Origin of the sequence: Mycobacterium sp., assembly GCF_008709575.1 — a bacterium.
GTDB lineage: Bacteria > Actinomycetota > Actinomycetes > Mycobacteriales > Mycobacteriaceae > Mycobacterium.
In genome coordinates this window covers 54,980-72,130 of sequence record NZ_VYIK01000007.1, presented here as the reverse complement: position 1 = coordinate 72,130, position 17,151 = coordinate 54,980, and the positions used below count along the sequence as shown (strand labels likewise).

Sequence of the window (17,151 nt, the reverse complement as noted above, 5' to 3'; positions counted from 1 at the left end):
GGAGGCCACCGCGCCGGCGGGAAACCTCGGCCCGCCGCCGGTTCCCTCGGCCGCCACCTTCCCCGCAGCCTCATCGCCGGCCCCGCCGCCGGCGCCACCGGCGGCCGAGTCCGCAGCCGCCTCGCGCGGCGGAATGGGTGGCTATCCGCTGGTGCCGCCGGCCGGCATGGCCGGCGCCGCCCCGTCACCCGACGCCAAGACCGACACCAAGCGCATCGTCGGACCCACGGTGAAAAACGGCGCCCCGGTGCAGGGCCGCATCACCGCTGCACCCAACCCGCCCGAGGTCATCAAACACATCGACGGCAAACCGATTACCGCCCGGCGAATCCTGCCCCCCGGCCACAATCCCGACGAGCGCGACACGGACTGACTCAAGCGCTAACAACGGCTAACCGAGGCACCGGTATCGAGACACCAAGCCCGCTCGCCCACCGAGATGCCGTACGGTCACGATGTGGCGCCCACCAACCGCGAGGTCAACCACAAAGTCGTCGTGACACATTGGGTCCCCGACGACGTGGTGGAGTATTTGCGGGAGTTTTCCCAACCGGTCGCTCCCCGCGAACCGAGAGTGTTCTCGCGATCTGAAGTGCTCGCCCACGCCCACGATGCCAGCGCGATCCTCGCCTGCATGGCGGACCGGGTAGACGAATCGTTTCTGGGCGCATGCCCGCGGCTGCGGATAATCAGCGCAGCCCTAAAGGGTTTCGACAACTTCGATGCAGCGGCGTGCCGAAACCACGGCGTCTGGCTCACCATCGTGCCCGACTTGCTCACCGAGCCGACCGCCGACCTGGCCATCGCGCTCACCCTCGACATCACCCGCCGAATCAGCGAGGCCGACCGAGATCTGCGGCTCAACGGGTTCCCCGGCTGGCGGCCGGTGTTCTACGGAAGCGGGCTCAGCGGCGCCACCGTGGGATTGCTCGGCATGGGAGCACTGGGCCGCGCGGTGGCCCGCCGACTGGTCGGCTTTGGCTGCCACACCGTCTACTTCGACGCTCGACCGCTTGCGCGGCACCAGGAAAAGACGTTGGCCGTGCGGCGGGTCGATTTCGAGGAATTGCTCGCCACGTGTGACATCGCGATAGCGCTGCTGCCGCTCACGTCGAGCACGCAGCACCTGCTCAACGCTGCCGCGATCGCCCGGTTGCGACCGGGAGCATTCCTGGTGAACGTCGGCCGGGGTTCGGTCGTCGACGAGCAGGCCGTGGCCGAGGCGCTGACCACCGGACGGCTCGCCGGTTATGCGGCCGACGTGTTCGAAATGGAGGACTGGGCGCGCCCCGATCGGCCACCGGCGATCCCCGAAGCGCTGCTGCGCCATCCCCGGACGGTGTTGACCCCGCATCTCGGGTCAGCCGTGCGCGCAGCGCGCCGCGACATCGCGTTCGCGGCGGCCAGGCAAATCCGCCAGGTACTCCGCGGCAACCGTCCCGACCATCCGGTCAACGAGCCCACCGCAGCGCTGTAGCGGCCCCGTTGTGCGGTGTGATACGCCGCCGCGCGCGTGTCGCGTATGAAACCGCACAGTCAGCGCAGGACCAGCGCCGGGTCGCCGCGGCGCCGATACACCGAGCCGAACCGCGCGTCGATCCGCAACCACGCCGGCAGCACCCGCACCCGCACGACCTCGTCGACCCCGGCGGACGCCGAGGGCAAAAAACCCATCGCGCTCAAGGCGAACACGCACCGCATCGGCACTCCCACGCTGACGTCGGCCGAGCTGACCCGCAGCACCTCCTGATCGAGCAGCGACACCGGCGGTCCGTGGGCGCCAACGTACTCTTGGGCCAGTCGCGCCCCACGCTGCGCCAAGTCCAGCATCAACCGCGCCGGGACGTCGTCGACGTGGGTGAAACCCGACTCCGGCGGCAACGCGCCCCGCCAGGCGGCATCCATCGTGAAGCCGGGGTCGACGTAGCCGGAGTCGCTCATCTTGGCCAGCCCGCCTGCCAGCGTAGCCGCGCTGACCGACAAATCCTGCGGCCGAACGCTACCGGTCACCGCCCTGCTGGCCAACACGTCGAAACTGGTGGCCACCCAGGCGGTCACCAAACCGCCCGAACGTGCTCGCAGCCGAATCACCGCGGCGTCGTCAAGTCGTAGCGTCCGCTCGACGAAGGCAGCCAGATCCCCGCGCTGGGCTTCCATCGACCCAGGGCCCAGCCATAGTCCGTGCTCGGCTACCCTAGCCACCGCGGCACGTGATCATCGGTGCGACCCTCGCCCAGTGGAATGCGTCATGCGCCGGATCTGTCGGGCCGCCACCGACAGTGCGGCCAAATCCCGGTCGCCACTTTCGTAGATCTCGGTGAGGGTGCGGCGAGCCCGCTCGACCCGCGAAGCACTGGTGTGTTCCCATTCGGCGATCTTCTGTTCGCCACTTTCGCCCGGCTCGCCGACCGCGAGCACCTCGAAGCACAGCGTCCGCAGCGAAGCATAAATGTCGTCACGAAGCGCCAAGCGCGCCAACGAATGCCAGCGCTGGGCGCGGGGAAGTTCCGAAACGGCGGTCAGCAGCCCGTCGGTGCCGAGCCGATCCATCAGCGCGAAATAGGTGTCGGCGACCTCGGCGGGCTCGCGGTCGTCGATGTCAGCGATGTCGATGATGTCCAGCAGGCTGTACCGGTACAGGCCGATCGCCACGATGTACGCCAAATCTTCTGGCACACCGCGGGAAACGAACTCGCCGGCATCCTTTTCGACGATCGCTTTGTCGTCACCGCGCAACCACTCCGACATGCGCGGGGTCAACGCTTGGACCGCCTTGGCGAACCGGTTGATCTCGGCGCCGACCGCCAGCGGCTGCGGACGGTAGTTGAGCAGCCAGCGCCCGGCACGGTCGATCAACCGGCGGGTATCCAAGGCCATCCGGTCGGACACCGCGACCGGCACCCCGTTGTTGTCGCAGAGTGCGCGCAGCTGCCGCCACAGATCCCTGATCCCGAAAATGGCGTCGGTCGCTACATAAGTGCGCACCGCGTCGACCGGCCGTACCCCGACATCTTCGGTGAGCCGGAAGGCATACGTAATGCCGCCGGTGTCGACCATGTCGTTGACCAGCATGGTGGTCACGATCTCGCGGCGCAGTTGGTGCGAACGGATCTCGCTGCCAAACCGCTCGCGAAGCACCGACGGGAAGTACTGTGGCAGCCGGGCGGCGAAAACCTCCTGATCCGGCAAATCGGTTGTCAACACGTCGTCTTTGAGCGCCAACTTGACGTGCGCCATCAGCGTCGCGAGCTCGGGCGAGGTCAGCCCGAGGCCGGCATCGGCACGCCGGCGAATCTCCTTCTCCGACGGCAGCGCCTCGAGTTCGCGGTTCAGCCCCCGCTCAGCCACCAGGTACCTGATCTGATCGGCGTGCACCGGCAACAGGCTGGCGGCATTCGCGCGACTGGTGCCCATGAGGTGGTTCTGGTCGATGTTGTCAGCCAGGACCAGCTGGGCGACCTCATCGGTCATCGACTCCAGCAGCGCAGAGCGTTCCTCGGCCTTGACCTTGCCGGCGGTGACCAACGAGTCGATCAGGATCTTGATGTTGACCTCGTGGTCTGAGCAGTCCACACCGGCCGAGTTGTCCAGCGCATCGGTGTTGATTCGACCGCCGCACAGATCGAACTCGACTCGGCCGAGCGCGGTGACACCGAGATTGCCGCCTTCGGCGATCACTTTGGCGCGCACTTGGTTGGCGTTAAGTCGCACCCCATCGTTGGCCCGGTCCCCGACGTCGGCGTCGGACTCCGACTCCGCCTTGATGTAGGTGCCGATACCGCCGTTGTACAGCAAGTCGACTGGCGCTTGGAGTATGGCGCGCACCAGGTTCGGTGGCGCCATCGCGGTGACGTCGTCCTCGATTCCCAGCGCGGCGCGGACTTCCGGGCTGATCGGGATGGTTTTGTGCGTGCGGCTGTACACCCCGCCGCCCGTGCTGATCAGGGACCGGTCGTAGTCGTCCCAGCTGGACCGCGGCAGCTCGAACAGCCGTCGGCGTTCCCCCCAGGACTTCGCCGGGTCCGGGTTGGGGTCGAGAAAGATGTGCCGGTGATCGAATGCGGCCAACAATCGAATGTGCTTGGAAAGCAACATGCCGTTGCCGAACACGTCACCGCTCATATCGCCGATGCCGACGACCGTGAAATCCTCGCTTTGGGTGTCGATTCCCATTTCCTGGAAGTGCCGCTTGACAGCCTCCCACGTGCCGCGGGCGGTAATCCCCATCGCCTTGTGGTCATAGCCCACCGATCCACCCGACGCGAAGGCGTCGCCCAGCCAGAACCCGTAGGACTTGGCGACATCGTTGGCGATGTCGGAGAACGTCGCGGTCCCCTTGTCCGCGGCCACCACCAGGTAGGCGTCGTCCCCGTCACGGCGCACCACCTCCGGTGGCGGGTTAACTTCCCCGGTGCTGTGGTCGACGTTATCGGTGATCTCCAGCAGCCCGGAGATGAACAACTTGTAGCAGGCGATACCTTCCGCACGGATCGCATCGCGGTCGACCGCCGGATCGCCGCTGGGCAGCGGCGGTCGCTTGACGACGAAACCGCCCTTGGCACCGACCGGCACGATGACCGCGTTCTTCACCGTCTGCGCTTTGACCAGGCCGAGAATCTCGGTGCGGAAGTCCTCCCGCCGGTCCGACCAGCGCAGGCCACCGCGTGCGACGTGACCGAACCGCAGGTGCACACCTTCGACGCGGGGAGAGTACACGAAGATCTCGAACTTGGGCCGCGGCAAGGGAAGTTCGTCGACAAGTTGGGCATCAAGCTTGATCGCCAACACATTCTGACTGCGAGCGGAGCCGTCGCGGGCGACGAAGTAATTGGTGCGCAACGTCGCCTGGATCAGGGTAGCGAATGCCCGCAACACCCGATCGGTATCCAGGCTTTCCAGTGCGTCGATGTCCATTGCGACGGCTGCGGCTGCCTCCTGGGCGTCGCGCCGTTTGGGCGCACCGACCGGATTCGGATCGAACAGCGCCTCGAACAGGGCGACCAGTGACCTGGCGGTGTGCGGATTCTCGTTGAGGACCGATTCGATGAACGCCTGGCTATAGGGAAAACCCGCCTGCCGCAGATACTTCGCGTAACTGCGCAGCACCACGACCTGCCACCAGGTCAGATCCGCACGCAACACCAACTCGTTGAACCGGTCGATCTCGACGCGTCCCTGCCAGATCGCGGTGACCGCATCGGCGAACCGCTGGGCGGCGGCTTCCCGCTCCGGGCCGTCGTGCGCCAGCGCAATGGTGGGATGCGGCGTGATTTTGAACTGATAGATCCACACCGCCAACCCGTCGGGCCGGGTGACGGTGAAGGGCCGCTCCTCGAGCACCACGACGCCCATGCACTGCAGCATGGGCAGCAATTGACTCAGCGACGCGGTCTGTCCACCCAAATACCAAGTCAGAAGCGCAACGCCGTCGACGTCGTCGTGGTCGGAGACCACCAGCTTGACCGAGTCGTCCACCAGCTGCTCGATGACGAGGATGTCATTGATGGCGTCGGCTGGCGCAATGGCCTGTTTGTAGGCTTCGGAGAACGCCGCCGCGTAATGCTCGGCTACCGGTTGGGAGATGACGGAGCCTTCGGCCGCGACACCGACCAACCGGTCGGCCCAGGTGCGGGTCGCTTCGCTCAGCAGCGCCTGGATTCGTTGGCGATTGGCTTCGGAGGTGTCGACACCGCGAGTGTCGTCGGCCAAGCGGACCATGAAATGCAGTAACGCCCAGGGCAATTCAGTGACACGAGCAGTGAACTCAAGGCTCGTGCCGTGAAGCTCGCGAACCAGAATGTCTTCGATTTTCAACCGGACAGCGGTGGTGTAACGGTCCCGCGGCAGATAGACCAGGCAGGACACGAAGTGCTCGAGGGGATCGGTACGCAGGAACAACAGCGTGCGGCGCCGGGTTCCCAGGTCGACGACCGCCTTCGCCATCGACAGTAATTGCTCAGCGCTGAGCTCGAAAAGCTCTGAGCGGGGCACGGTTTGGATGACGTCAAGCAGCAGCTGACCCGGGTAGCTGGGGTCGGGGCCGGCCAACTCCAACGCTTCGCGGACCCGGCGGGAGATCATCGGGATCTCCAGCACGTCGGCGTTCATCGCGGTGACAGTGAACAGGCCGATGAAGCGGTGCTCGACGGCACCTCCGCCGGCGTTTTCCCGCAGCACGACGACATAGGGGTAGGCGCCGTAGCGCAGGTAGCTGGCGACGGTGGTCTGGGCAACCACCAGCAAGTGATCGTCGTCGGACAGCCTCGGGCGAGTGCTCTTGCGGTTGCGCAGCACGCCAAGCCCGCTCGCTTCGTCGGTCGACACCACGCCGTCGTGCACCGGGCAACGCTGATAGCCCAGCAGAACGAAATGCCCCTCGGCCAGCCAGCGCAGCAACGCGGCCGCATCGTGGCGGTCGGGGCCCCGATAGCGGCCCGAAGTGTCAGTGTCGACGTCGTGCGCCAAATCCGTCAGGGTGGTGATCATCGCCGCCGAGTCCGCCGCCACCCGGCGCACGTCGGCGAGCATCCCGGGCAGCAACCGCTCAGCTTGCAGGAGGGCACCACGGTCCACCGACGGCGCGAGCTGCACGTGCAACCAGGTCTCCTCGAGCCCGGTGTTGCCCGACGTCGCCGGCGCGATGTCGAGCAGATCACCGCTGGCGTCGCGACGTACGTCAAAGGTGGGGGTCATGATCGTCACATAGGAGATCCCGAGCCGGTGCAGCAGCACCGTGATCGCGTCCGTCAGCATGGTGCCGTGGTCGGTGACAACCTGCAGCGCCGGGCCGAATCCCGCCGGATCGTCCGCCGGGTAGACGGCGACGCGGCTTACCCCTGCCGGACGGTGCCGCCCCAATCGGTAGTGCGCGCCCAGCAATGCCGGCCCGACCATCTCGGTGGGTCGACCCGGCTCGGCCGCGTTGTCCTGCGGACCTTGACAGGAGTCGGCGTAGGCGCTGGTGAACCAGTCGGGAATGGCTCCGTCGAGGTCGTCTGCCGGCGATGCGGGCTCTGTGGCGGCCTGCTCGGTTGCCGGGCAGTCGGTGCTATCCCCTGAATCAACGGTCATGCCGACTGCTCCCCTGCCTGTGCCCGGTTGACAACGCTGGCGCCGCCGACATTAGTCGCGCGTGAGTCTGCGGTGGGTCACTCGGTGCGGACGGGCAGCCTCGACGCCGAGCCGGTCGACTTTGTTCTCCTCGTAGGCGGCGAAATTGCCCTGGAACCAGAACCACTTAGCCTCGTTGTCCTCGTCGCCCTCCCAGGCCAGGATGTGCGTGCACGTCCGGTCCAGAAACCAGCGGTCGTGTGACGTCACCACCGCGCAGCCGGGAAAGTTCTCCAGCGCGTTTTCCAGCGAACCGAGCGTCTCCACGTCGAGATCGTTGGTCGGCTCGTCCAGCAAGAGCAGATTACCGCCCTGCTTGAGGGTCAACGCCAGATTGAGCCGGTTGCGTTCGCCGCCGGATAGCACACCAGCCGGTTTCTGCTGGTCAGGGCCCTTGAAACCGAACGCCGAAACATAGGCGCGGGAGGGGATCTCGTTCTGTCCGACCTGGATGTAGTCCAACCCGTCGGAAACCACCTCCCAGACGGTCTTGGTCGGGTCGATGCCGGCACGCTGCTGGTCGACATAGCTGATTTTGACGGTCTCGCCGACCTTGACGGTGCCGCTGTCCGGTTTCTCCAGACCGACGATGATCTTGAACAGGGTGGTCTTGCCCACGCCATTAGGTCCGATGACACCGACGATCCCGTTGCGCGGCAAGCTAAACGACAAATCTTTGATCAGTGGCCGCCCCTCGAAGCCCTTGTCCAGGTGCTCGACTTCCACGACCACGTTGCCCAGCCGCGGCCCGGTCGGGATCTGGATCTCCTCGAAGTCGAGCTTGCGGGTTTTCTCCGCTTCGGCGGCCATCTCCTCGTAGCGCTGCAGCCGAGCCTTTCCTTTGGCCTGGCGGGCCTTGGCGCCGGATCGGATCCACGACAGTTCGGCCTGCAGCCGTTTTTGCAGTTTGGCGTCCTTGCGGCCCTGCACGGCCAATCGCTCGGCCTTTTTCTCCAGGTAGGTGGAGTAGTTGCCCTCGTAGGGGTAGGCACGGCCGCGGTCCAGTTCCAAGATCCACTCGGCGACGTTGTCGAGGAAATAGCGGTCGTGGGTGACCGCTAAGACGGTGCCCTTGTAATGCGCCAAGTGCTGTTCGAGCCACTGCACACTTTCGGCGTCGAGGTGGTTGGTCGGCTCGTCGAGCAACAACAGGTCGGGTTTGGCCAACAGCAGCTTGCACAGCGCCACCCGGCGCCGCTCGCCGCCGGACAGCTGGGTGACCGGCTCGTCGGGCGGCGGGCAGCGCAGAGCGTCCATCGCCTGCTCCAACTGGGAGTCGAGATCCCAGGCGTCGGCATGATCGAGCTCCTCTTGCAGCCGGCCCATCTCTTCCATCAGCGCATCGGAGTAATCGGTCGCCATCAGCTCGGCGACCTCGTTGAATCGGTCAAGTTTGACCTTGATGTCACCCAGGCCTTCTTCGACGTTGCCCCGGACGGTTTTCTCCTCGTTCAGCGGCGGCTCCTGCAGCAGGATGCCCACGGTGGCGCCGGTGGCCAGGAAAGCGTCGCCGTTGTTCGGCTTGTCCAGGCCGGCCATGATCCGCAAGACGCTCGACTTGCCCGCTCCGTTGGGGCCCACGACGCCGATCTTGGCTCCCGGCAGGAAGCTCAGCGTGACGTCGTCAAGGATGACTTTGTCGCCGTGCGCCTTGCGGACCTTTTTCATCGTGTAGATGAACTCAGCCATGCCGCACTGTTGCCTTTCTGGTCTAGCGAGGTTGCCCGCCGACCATCCTAGGCACCGCGGCGGCAGCCCCGGTCACGCCGACAACGGCAACCCGGTGTCGGTGTCCGCCGAAGCCTCGCCGCCGGCCCCGGCCTGGGGGTTGGGTGTCGGCGGTGTCGTGCCGTGGGTTGCGACGGCGACCGTCTTTTCCACCCGGGCGATACAGCGCGACAGGTCGGGGCCGACGGAGGTCGCGCGGATCTCGACCGTCGAGCGCCGGATCCCGTCACGGTCCTCGTACTCACTGGTGTAGACGTGGCCGACGACGATCACCGCCGAGCCCTTCCCCAGCGAGGCACCCACTCCGGAGACTAACCGTCGGCCCCAGCAATTGACGGTGACGAACAGCGAATTGCCCGGTTCCCAGGCGCCGTCGGCGCCGCGACGACGCGAATTGCTCGCGAGCCGGAATTTCATCACTTCCTGTCCGCCGACCGTGCGGCGTTGGGGGTCGTTGACGATGTTGCCGACCACAGTTACCGGCGTTTCGAACATTGCTCACTTTCCTTTCCTCGGTTATCGGCGAGTTGTCGGCGGTGACGTGAGCGACGAGCCGGGCTTGCCCGGTGACACCGCACCGCCGTGTCGTCACCATTGCGCGTCGCGACACCGACGGGCAGCGGCACGCCGCGGTCTCGCAACGGTCGAGCTGTGCAGAAAAACGCAACTGTGGATAAGCGGTACAGCCGCCGGGCTAGTGCTGTCCCAGGGTGTCGCGGCGGGCCAGTTCGGCGAGCATCGCGTTGTAAGCGGCCAGGTCGGCGTCGTGGTCGCGGTCGGCGGCACGGTCCAGCCGCGCGGCAGTGCGCTGATCGCTGCGGCGCCACTGCACAAGCAACGCGATCATCACGACCGCCAACGGAATCTCGCCGGCCGCCCAGGCGATTCCACCGCCCAGGCGCTGGTCACCGAGCAGATCGGTGTGCCAGCTCAACTGCAGCGACCGGTAGAAGCGTCCGCCGAGCACCTCGGCGGTGCCCATCAGCACCACCCCGAAGAAGGCATGCAGCGGCAACGACGCGATGACCACCCCCACCTTGGCCAACGGCGGGATAGGCCGCGGCGTCGGGTCGACACCGATGACCACCCAGTAAAACAGGTATCCACTCAGCAAGAAATGCACGTTCATCGCGACATGGCCGAAATGGCTGCCCACCGCGGCGTCGAAGATCCCGCTGAGATAAAGGCCGTAGAATCCGCCGACGAACAGCACGGTCGCGACAATCGGGTTGGTGTAGAACCGCGACAGTCGGCTGTGCAGCGCGATCAGCAGCCATTCCCGCAGGCCCGGCGGCTCACCGCGCCCGGCCGTGGGCAGCGCCCGCAGCGCCAGACTGACCGGGGCGCCCAGCACGAGCAGGATCGGGACCAGCATCGACAACATCATGTGAGCGGCCATGTGCATGCTGAACATCGCCGGCATGTAGCGACCCGTCCCGGACGACGTCACGAACAGCAGCGCGGCGCAGCCCAGCAGCCACGACATCGTCCGCCCCGGCGGCCAGCGATCGCCACGGCGGTGCAAGCGCAGCACGCCGGCCGCATACAGTGCTGCGAAAACAATCGCTGCGCTGCCGAAGAGCAGGTCGAAGCGCCAGTCGAACAGCACCCGGGCCGGGGTGGGTGGCCCGGCAAGGTTGTAGCCGATCGCGACCTCGGGAATCGAGGGACGCAGGATCGGCGGCGGAGGCGGCCGCGTGCGGCCCAGCCCGACCGCGATGCCGAACGTCACACCGAACACCGCCGCCTCGATGAGCCCCAGACGGATCAACGCCCCCCGGGCGGTCGGATCGGCCTGCAAGGCGGCGACACCGCCACGCCGGTGGCGCCAACCGATGAAACCGAGCAGGCACAATGCGACGAATTTGGCGATGACCAGCCGTCCGTAGCCGGTGGTCACCAGATCGGAGGGCAGCACCCGCACCACGGCGTTGACGACACCGCTGAGCGCCACCGCGACAAAACACCACAACGCCAGCGCGGAGAACCGCCGCGCGGCCACATCGGCGTGCCGGCCGCCGCGGATCGCGTGGACCAGCAAGACCAACAGGCCGCCGGCCCACAGGCTTGCCGCGGTGAGGTGGATCAGCAGGCTGTTGGTGGCCAGGTCGTGTGATCCCCCCACGGAGGAGTGTCCGGTCAGCCCGAGCGGCACCAGACTCACCAGCGACCCGGCCAGCAGCAGCGGTGTCCACGACCAGCGCAGCACGGCCAGACTGGCCAGCGTCACCGCGGCGGCCAGCGCAGCCGTCCACCGCCACGCGTCCGAGATATTGACCAAACCCGCCAGGGACCACAGTTTCAGCGGGTTGAGCAGGGTAGTCAACGGGCGTCCGGACACATCGGAAACGGTCAGCGGGACCAGCAGCGCCGCACCGGTCGCCCACACGCCGGATGCCACCGTGCCCAGCCGCAACGCGCGGTAGCCGTCGCGGTCGAGCACGCCGCTGTCTTGTGGCGGCACCATAAACGCCGCGAACAGGAACGAGCCGACGCCGACCACCGCGGCGATCTCCGCCGCCGCCCGCACGAACGGCAACCCCAGGGTGGTCACCGGGCCCGGATCGGGCAACCCGGTGGCGGTCAGCGCGTCGGCCAGCGACAACGCCGCGATCCCGGCGGCGGTGCAGCCGGCGAGCGTGGCCACCCCGATCAGCAGCGGCCCCGCCGCCGCATATCGGTGCACAACTGACATGTGTCCAGGGTAGGCATGCCGCGACAACGCTCTACCCGGCGCCGGCGCTACCCGCCCGCCAGGCCGCGCGCCGCGACTTCCCGGGCGACGAACTGCTCGCGCGCGATCTGCGCGACGTGGTCGAAGTCGCCCAGGATGCCGCGTAGTTCACGGCGAAACGCCATGCGGCGCTCGGTCAGGTCGGCTGCCGGCTCCAAGAGGTGCTGGTCGGCGACTACCTGACGCGCCGTGGCGAACAGCAGCGTGGACACCGGCTCGCTGCTGCGCACCCGGCCCTGCGCCACGTATTGCCGGCCCACCCCCAGAGCCAGCCGGGTCAACTCTTTGTCGCCGATCTCCGCCGGGGCGTCGCGCAGCACGTCGGCGACGATCTCGTACGCCTCGAAAAACACCCGCAGCATGGCGTCCGACATCAACGGCCGCTTGTCGAACAGCATCGCGTCGATCTCCGCAGCGCCCGCGGCGACATGGGCCTCCCAATCGGTGTGCCACGTCATCTCTGCGGCGATGTTCTTTCGGAAGGCCGCCGAATCAGCGAAGTAGAAGTCAAATTTCAGCAGATCCCGTAACCGCATCGCCTGTGTCCAGAATGCCTGCACCCGGTCGCCGTCGACGCGCCCGGCATAGGCCAGTGCCAGCTCGACGATCGAGGTCTCCAGGAAGGCGTGGATCACCGAGTTGCGGTAGAACGCTGCGATGTGCTCATGTTCGGGGGCGATACGCCACACCGGCTCCCGACCGCCATCCACGCGGGTGACCGGATGCCCGTTGGACAGCGCGTCGACCGCCGCGCGCACCCCGTCGGGAGTACGCAACCGCAACGCGCTGGTCGACATCGGGTTTTGCTTGCGCTCGAGGTAGTCCAGTGAATCCTGCAAAGTGTGATGTAACTGTTCCAGGGTCAACGCTACGCCGTGGGTGGCCAGCAGCAGCGCCGAAACCAGCCCGGTGGCGTTCACCGGTGTCGACTGTAAAATCCGCCAGGCAACCTCGAACGTCATCTTCTGCAAGGCAAGGCGTTTGGCATCCGGATCGGTGGCGACCGGGCCGTGTGCAGGGCCCAGGTACTGCCGCATCGACACCGCCTCGGGGAAGCGAACGTAGATCTTGCCGTAGTTACGCTCACCCTGGGCTTTGATGAATTTGTACAGCCAGCCGAATCCCTCGGCCTTCTTTTCGGCGCCACGCGCATAAGCAGCGTACTCAGCGGTCTCGTGCAGCTGGTCGAAGCTGATCGAAATCCCTTGCAGCAGGATATCGTCGCTGCGGCCGTCCAGATAAGCGTCGGCGACATAGCTCATCAGACCGAGCTTGGGTGGCAACATCTTTCCGGTACGTGAGCGGGTGCCCTCGATAGACCAGCTCAGGTTGAACCGCTTCTCGACGACGTAGCCCACATACTCCTTGAGCACGTATTTGTAGAGCGGGTCATTAGCGATGTTGCGCCGGATGAAGATAACTCCGGCGCGGCGCAATAGCGGGCCCATGACCCCGAACGCCAAGTTGATGCCGGCGAACACATGCACGGGCGGCAGCCGGTTCTCCTGCATGGCGATCGGCACGACCACACCGTCGAGATAGGAACGGTGTGAGAACAGCAGTACCGCCGGATGAGCCTCCAAAGCGACGCGCATCGCCGCCACCTGGTACTCGTCGTAGTCGATTTCGCGGTCGAAACCGCGGCTGAGCAGCCTGCCCAGCACAGAGACGAAGTCAACGGAGGCGCGGCTCCACCCCGTCGCGAGCTCGTCGAGTATCTGTCCGGCCGCCTCGACAGTGGCTCCCGGGATCTTGTCCAGGCCGGCGCGAAATCGCGCTGATGCCAGCATCTCCGGCTTGACCAACCGGGGAGACTTGTACTGCGGTCCTAAGATCCGGTATTCGGCACGTTCCAGCGCCAGCAGCGCCCGGCGGATGACGAAACGCGCGAAATCCCGGGAGTTTTCCCCCACCGTGAGATCGCGCCACTGCTGACGCAGCTCGGAGACCTTCGCGGATTCGCCGGCCACGACCCGGGCCCGGCCGGGTTCGGACCGCACGATATGCCGCTGCCGGCGCTCACTGGGATGGTAGGGATCGCGGCCCGGTAGCAACGCCGCGATCCGACTCAGTGTCGAAGCGCCCGCACGAGGCAGCCAAAACACCCGCACCGGCACGATAGAACGGTCGTCGTCGAGTTCGAGTTGTTCGACAAGTTGCGCGAGCGCCGCGGGCGGCGGGTCGTCCGGCGGCAACCGCAGCACGTCGATCTTGGTATCCGGGTAGCGTTCACGCTGCCTGTCCAGCCAGCTTGCCAGTAGTTCGGATTCCACCGCCGATGACACAGAAGCCAAAACCAGCGTGTCATCGGTGGTGGCGAATGTGCCGGTGACGGTGGCAGGTGTCGTCACGGTTGTCCCTTCGCCCGAGATGTTGCCGTCGCGGCCTTTTTGGCAGCGGAGCGCTTCCGCGGCGCCGACTTTTTCTCCCGCGTGTCAAGAATTGGCTTGGGCAGTCCGTCGTAAGGCCAGTCGGCCAGGGTGTCGACATACAGCTGGCGCACCTGCGCGATCCGATCGGGCAAGTCGTCCAGGGTCCAGTCACTGACCGAGATCGGCGGATACACGGCGATATCGACCGTGCCTGGGTTCATCGTCGTGGAGTTACGAGCGGCGATGATCTCCGCATTGCGGATCACAATCGGCACCAGAGGGATTCCGGCGGCCATCGCGATCCGGAACGGCCCTTTCTTGAACGGCCCTACGGTTGTGGTGTCCATCCGGGTCCCTTCCGGGGCGATCACGATCGAAAGTCCCTGCCGCGCCCGCTCTTCGACTTCATGCAAGCTGTCCACCGCAGCGGTGGGATCGTCGCGGTCGATGAAGACCGCATCGACCAACCTGCCCAATGTGCCGATCATCGGGTCGCTCGCCAGTTCTTTTTTGCCCACCCCGATCCAGTTGTCCCGCACCAGCGCAGCGGCGATGATCGGATCGACCTGGTTGCGATGGTTGAAGATGAACACGGCCGGACGCTGCACGGTCAGGTTTTCCGCACCGATGACGTTGAGCTGCACACCGCTGGCGGCCAGCAAAAGCTGTGACCACGTGGAGGTGAAGAAGTTCACTCCGCGGCGCCGGCTGCGGGTGAGCAGACCGATCCACAGCGCGCCGGTGGCGACGGGCAGCACCGAGGCGATCCCGGCCAGGGTGCGCAGCTGCGCGCCGATACCGCCGTGGCGGCTGGTGAACCGCAGGATCGGCCAGCCGTGACGGCGGGCGACGGCGGCCATCTTGCCTTCCGGGTTGGTCGGCCGCGGATTGCCGACCAGGTGCATCAACGCGACGTCTTCGTCGCCGTCGGCGTAGAAGTAGCTTTCCTGCAGGTCGATACCGTGTTCGGCGGCGAACTTCTGCACCGCCGACGCCTTTCCCGGCCCCCACAGGATCGGCTGGACCACTCGTCCGGTGAGGATGCCGTTGTCGTCGGTCTCGAATTTGTTGGTCAAGGTGTTGGGGATCCCCAGGAAGCGGGCCACCGGATCGACCTGGATGGTCAGCGCCGACGAACTGAGCACCACCGTGTGGCCGCGGGCCAGGTGGGCGCGCACCAACTCCCGCATCTCGGGGTAGATCCGCGATTCGATGCGATGGACGAAGAGCCGCTCGCCGATTTCTTCGAGGTCGCTGAGTGCGCGTCCGGCCAGCGCCGCCGCGGCCTTGCCGATCAGTTCCTCGAATTCGAGGCGCCCGAGCCGGTGGTTCAGACCGGCCTGCACCATGGTGATCAGCTCGCCCACACTGATGTCTCGTCGCCGCAGACGTTCCTGGGTGAGGATGACGGCGGTGAAACCGGCGACCAGCGTGCCGTCCAAATCGAAGAAGGCACCGATCTGCGGTCCCGCCGGGCTCGCGGCGATCTCGGCGACAGAGCCGGGCAGCCGAAGATCGCGCGGCGGTTTGCGGCTCTCAGGGGTGGTCATGAACCCGACACCGACCGGGCCGACGCATCAGCCGGCTGGACATCAAACGATGCGGGCACGGCGTGCGGTGCGGGTTCACCGGCCAGTGCGAGGATTTCGTCGAAACCCTCCAGCAGGCAACGGGCGAACAGTTGCTCGTCCCGGACAGCGGCCCGGTCATAGCGCACGGTGACAGTGCAGTACCCGCCCCGCGATATCAGCACCACCATCATGGCCACCCCGGGTAACGGGCCGATACCGTATTGGCGCAAGATCTTCGCTCCAGCGATATAGGTATCGCCGGGATAGACGGGAACATTGCTGGCCTGCACGTCCGAGGCGATCACCGAACTGGTCATGGATTCCAGCAACGGCGCGGGCAAGATGCTGAGCAGCGGTGCGATCGAACCGACGACGTCCATCGCGGGCTCCTCGCGGCGCTGGGTCATCTGCGCCCGGATCTTTCTCATCCGCTCGACCGGGTCTGCCGTCCCCACCGGCGCCGCCAGGTTGACCCCGGTGAACCGGTTACCGCCGGCCGGATCCGATTGCGAACGCAGGTTTACCGGCACCGCCATCGGCAACGTGGCGAGCGGCACGCCGAGGGCCTGGTGATAACGGCCCAACGCGCCACACAGACCGGCAAGATAAGCGTCGTTGATCGATCCGCCACCCGCCTTGGCGGCCCTGTGCAGATCGGCGAGCAGCATGTCGATCGCTTCGGAGCGACTGGCCAGGCTGCGGCGTTGCAACAGCGGCGACGGATCGGCCGCCCGGCGCATCACCCGCACGCTGGAGCGAGCGTAGTCCGCCACCGCCGCCACCGTCGACATCGGGTTGACCACCGCGCGCCCGAGCACCGAAGCGGCTCCCCACAGGGCGTCCCGGATTCCCCCGACCACGGCTGTCGGCAGGTGGATGACGCCCTCACGCATCAGGTCGGTGGGCGACACATCCTCCGGAATCGGTTGCGGCGGTGTCGGCGCGGGCGGCGGGTCCCGTTCCAGGTCGTAAATCTGAGCGAACATCTCCACACTGCCCACGCCATCGGTGACCGCGTGGGACAGATGCAGCAGGGTCGCGGCCTGTCCTCCGGCGAGGCCCTCGACCAGCGTGACCGCCCACAGCGGTCGCGCGATGTCCAGTGGCGATTGCAGCATCACCTCGGCCAGATCGAACACCTCCCGCAGCGTGCCGGGCTCCGCGACGCGCATCCGTCGCACGTGGAAGTCCAGGTTGAAGTCGGGATCGACCACCCAGCGCGGCGCCGTGGTCGGCAGCGTCGGCACGACCACCTTCTGGCGCAGCCGCAGCACCCGACGGGACACGTTTTCGAAACGGGCCCGAAAGCGGTCCCAGTTCGGGGTGGTGTCAAGAATTTCCACCGCCATGATTCCCGAGCGGGTCCGCGGATTCGCCTCCCCGCGATGCAACAGATAATCGACCGCTCCCAGCTCGGTCGGCAATCCGGCCGCGTCGACGGGCTCAGCCACCGTCGCCTCCTCGGCGTGCCAGGTCTGCGATCGCCACTAAAGCCTCCCGTTACCCCGCTGACCCACGTGTCCCCACAACGCTAGTCCGGTCGACGCGGTGGTGGTGGCCGATTGACCGGATCGGCCCCCTACGAGGACTTCCCGCTCGACATCCCGCGAAACACCGTGGGATGCTGCCGGATTAA

General features: G+C 66.4%; 9 protein-coding genes and 1 pseudogene. 2 read left to right on the top strand and 8 right to left on the bottom strand.

Features of this window, described 5'->3' with window-relative positions:
• Together F6Q13_RS02885 and F6Q13_RS02880 are read left to right on the top strand one after the other, a co-directional pair.
• A pseudogene (locus F6Q13_RS02885) lies at positions 1-373 on the top strand (hypothetical protein); the annotation flags it as partial.
• Positions 374-457: 84 nt separating this feature from the next.
• Complete coding sequence (locus F6Q13_RS02880) at positions 458-1,477, top strand: NAD(P)-dependent oxidoreductase (protein WP_293051958.1); 1,020 nt, start codon at positions 458-460, stop codon at positions 1,475-1,477.
• Positions 1,478-1,536: 59 nt separating this feature from the next.
• On the opposite strand, the gene F6Q13_RS02875 is transcribed toward F6Q13_RS02880, so the two are convergent.
• The 8 genes from F6Q13_RS02875 to F6Q13_RS02840 form a co-directional block, all read right to left on the bottom strand.
• The gene (locus F6Q13_RS02875; protein ID WP_293051956.1) at positions 1,537-2,202 is read right to left on the bottom strand and encodes a hypothetical protein; all 666 of its coding nucleotides are present in this window, start codon (positions 2,200-2,202) and stop codon (positions 1,537-1,539) included.
• Between the two features lie 12 nt (positions 2,203-2,214).
• Positions 2,215-7,071 carry an NAD-glutamate dehydrogenase gene (locus F6Q13_RS02870; RefSeq protein WP_293051953.1) on the bottom strand — a complete coding sequence of 1,619 codons (4,857 nt, stop codon included), beginning with the start codon at positions 7,069-7,071 and terminating at the stop codon, positions 2,215-2,217.
• Between the two features lie 51 nt (positions 7,072-7,122).
• A complete protein-coding gene (gene ettA / locus F6Q13_RS02865) occupies positions 7,123-8,799 on the bottom strand; it encodes an energy-dependent translational throttle protein EttA (protein WP_293051952.1) in 1,677 nt (558 codons plus the stop codon).
• A gap of 72 nt (positions 8,800-8,871) precedes the next feature.
• Positions 8,872-9,333, bottom strand: a complete 462-nt coding sequence (gene ssb / locus F6Q13_RS02860; protein WP_293051951.1) for a single-stranded DNA-binding protein — start codon at positions 9,331-9,333, stop codon at positions 8,872-8,874.
• Between the two features lie 199 nt (positions 9,334-9,532).
• Entirely contained in the window at positions 9,533-11,533 is a 2,001-nt protein-coding gene (locus F6Q13_RS02855) for a cytochrome c oxidase assembly protein (RefSeq protein WP_293051949.1), read from the bottom strand.
• A 47-nt stretch (positions 11,534-11,580) separates the two neighbouring features.
• On the bottom strand, positions 11,581-13,923 hold the full coding sequence (locus F6Q13_RS02850; protein WP_293051946.1) for a glycerol-3-phosphate 1-O-acyltransferase: 2,343 nt from the start codon (positions 13,921-13,923) through the stop codon (positions 11,581-11,583).
• A complete protein-coding gene (locus F6Q13_RS02845; RefSeq protein WP_293051943.1) occupies positions 13,920-15,494 on the bottom strand; it encodes an HAD-IB family hydrolase/lysophospholipid acyltransferase family protein in 1,575 nt (524 codons plus the stop codon). The genes F6Q13_RS02850 and F6Q13_RS02845 overlap by 4 nt, the downstream gene beginning before the upstream one ends.
• Positions 15,491-16,966 carry a wax ester/triacylglycerol synthase family O-acyltransferase gene (locus tag F6Q13_RS02840; RefSeq protein ID WP_293051940.1) on the bottom strand — a complete coding sequence of 492 codons (1,476 nt, stop codon included), beginning with the start codon at positions 16,964-16,966 and terminating at the stop codon, positions 15,491-15,493. Before F6Q13_RS02840 ends, F6Q13_RS02845 begins: the two co-directional genes overlap by 4 nt.
• Positions 16,967-17,151: the final 185 nt, after the last annotated feature.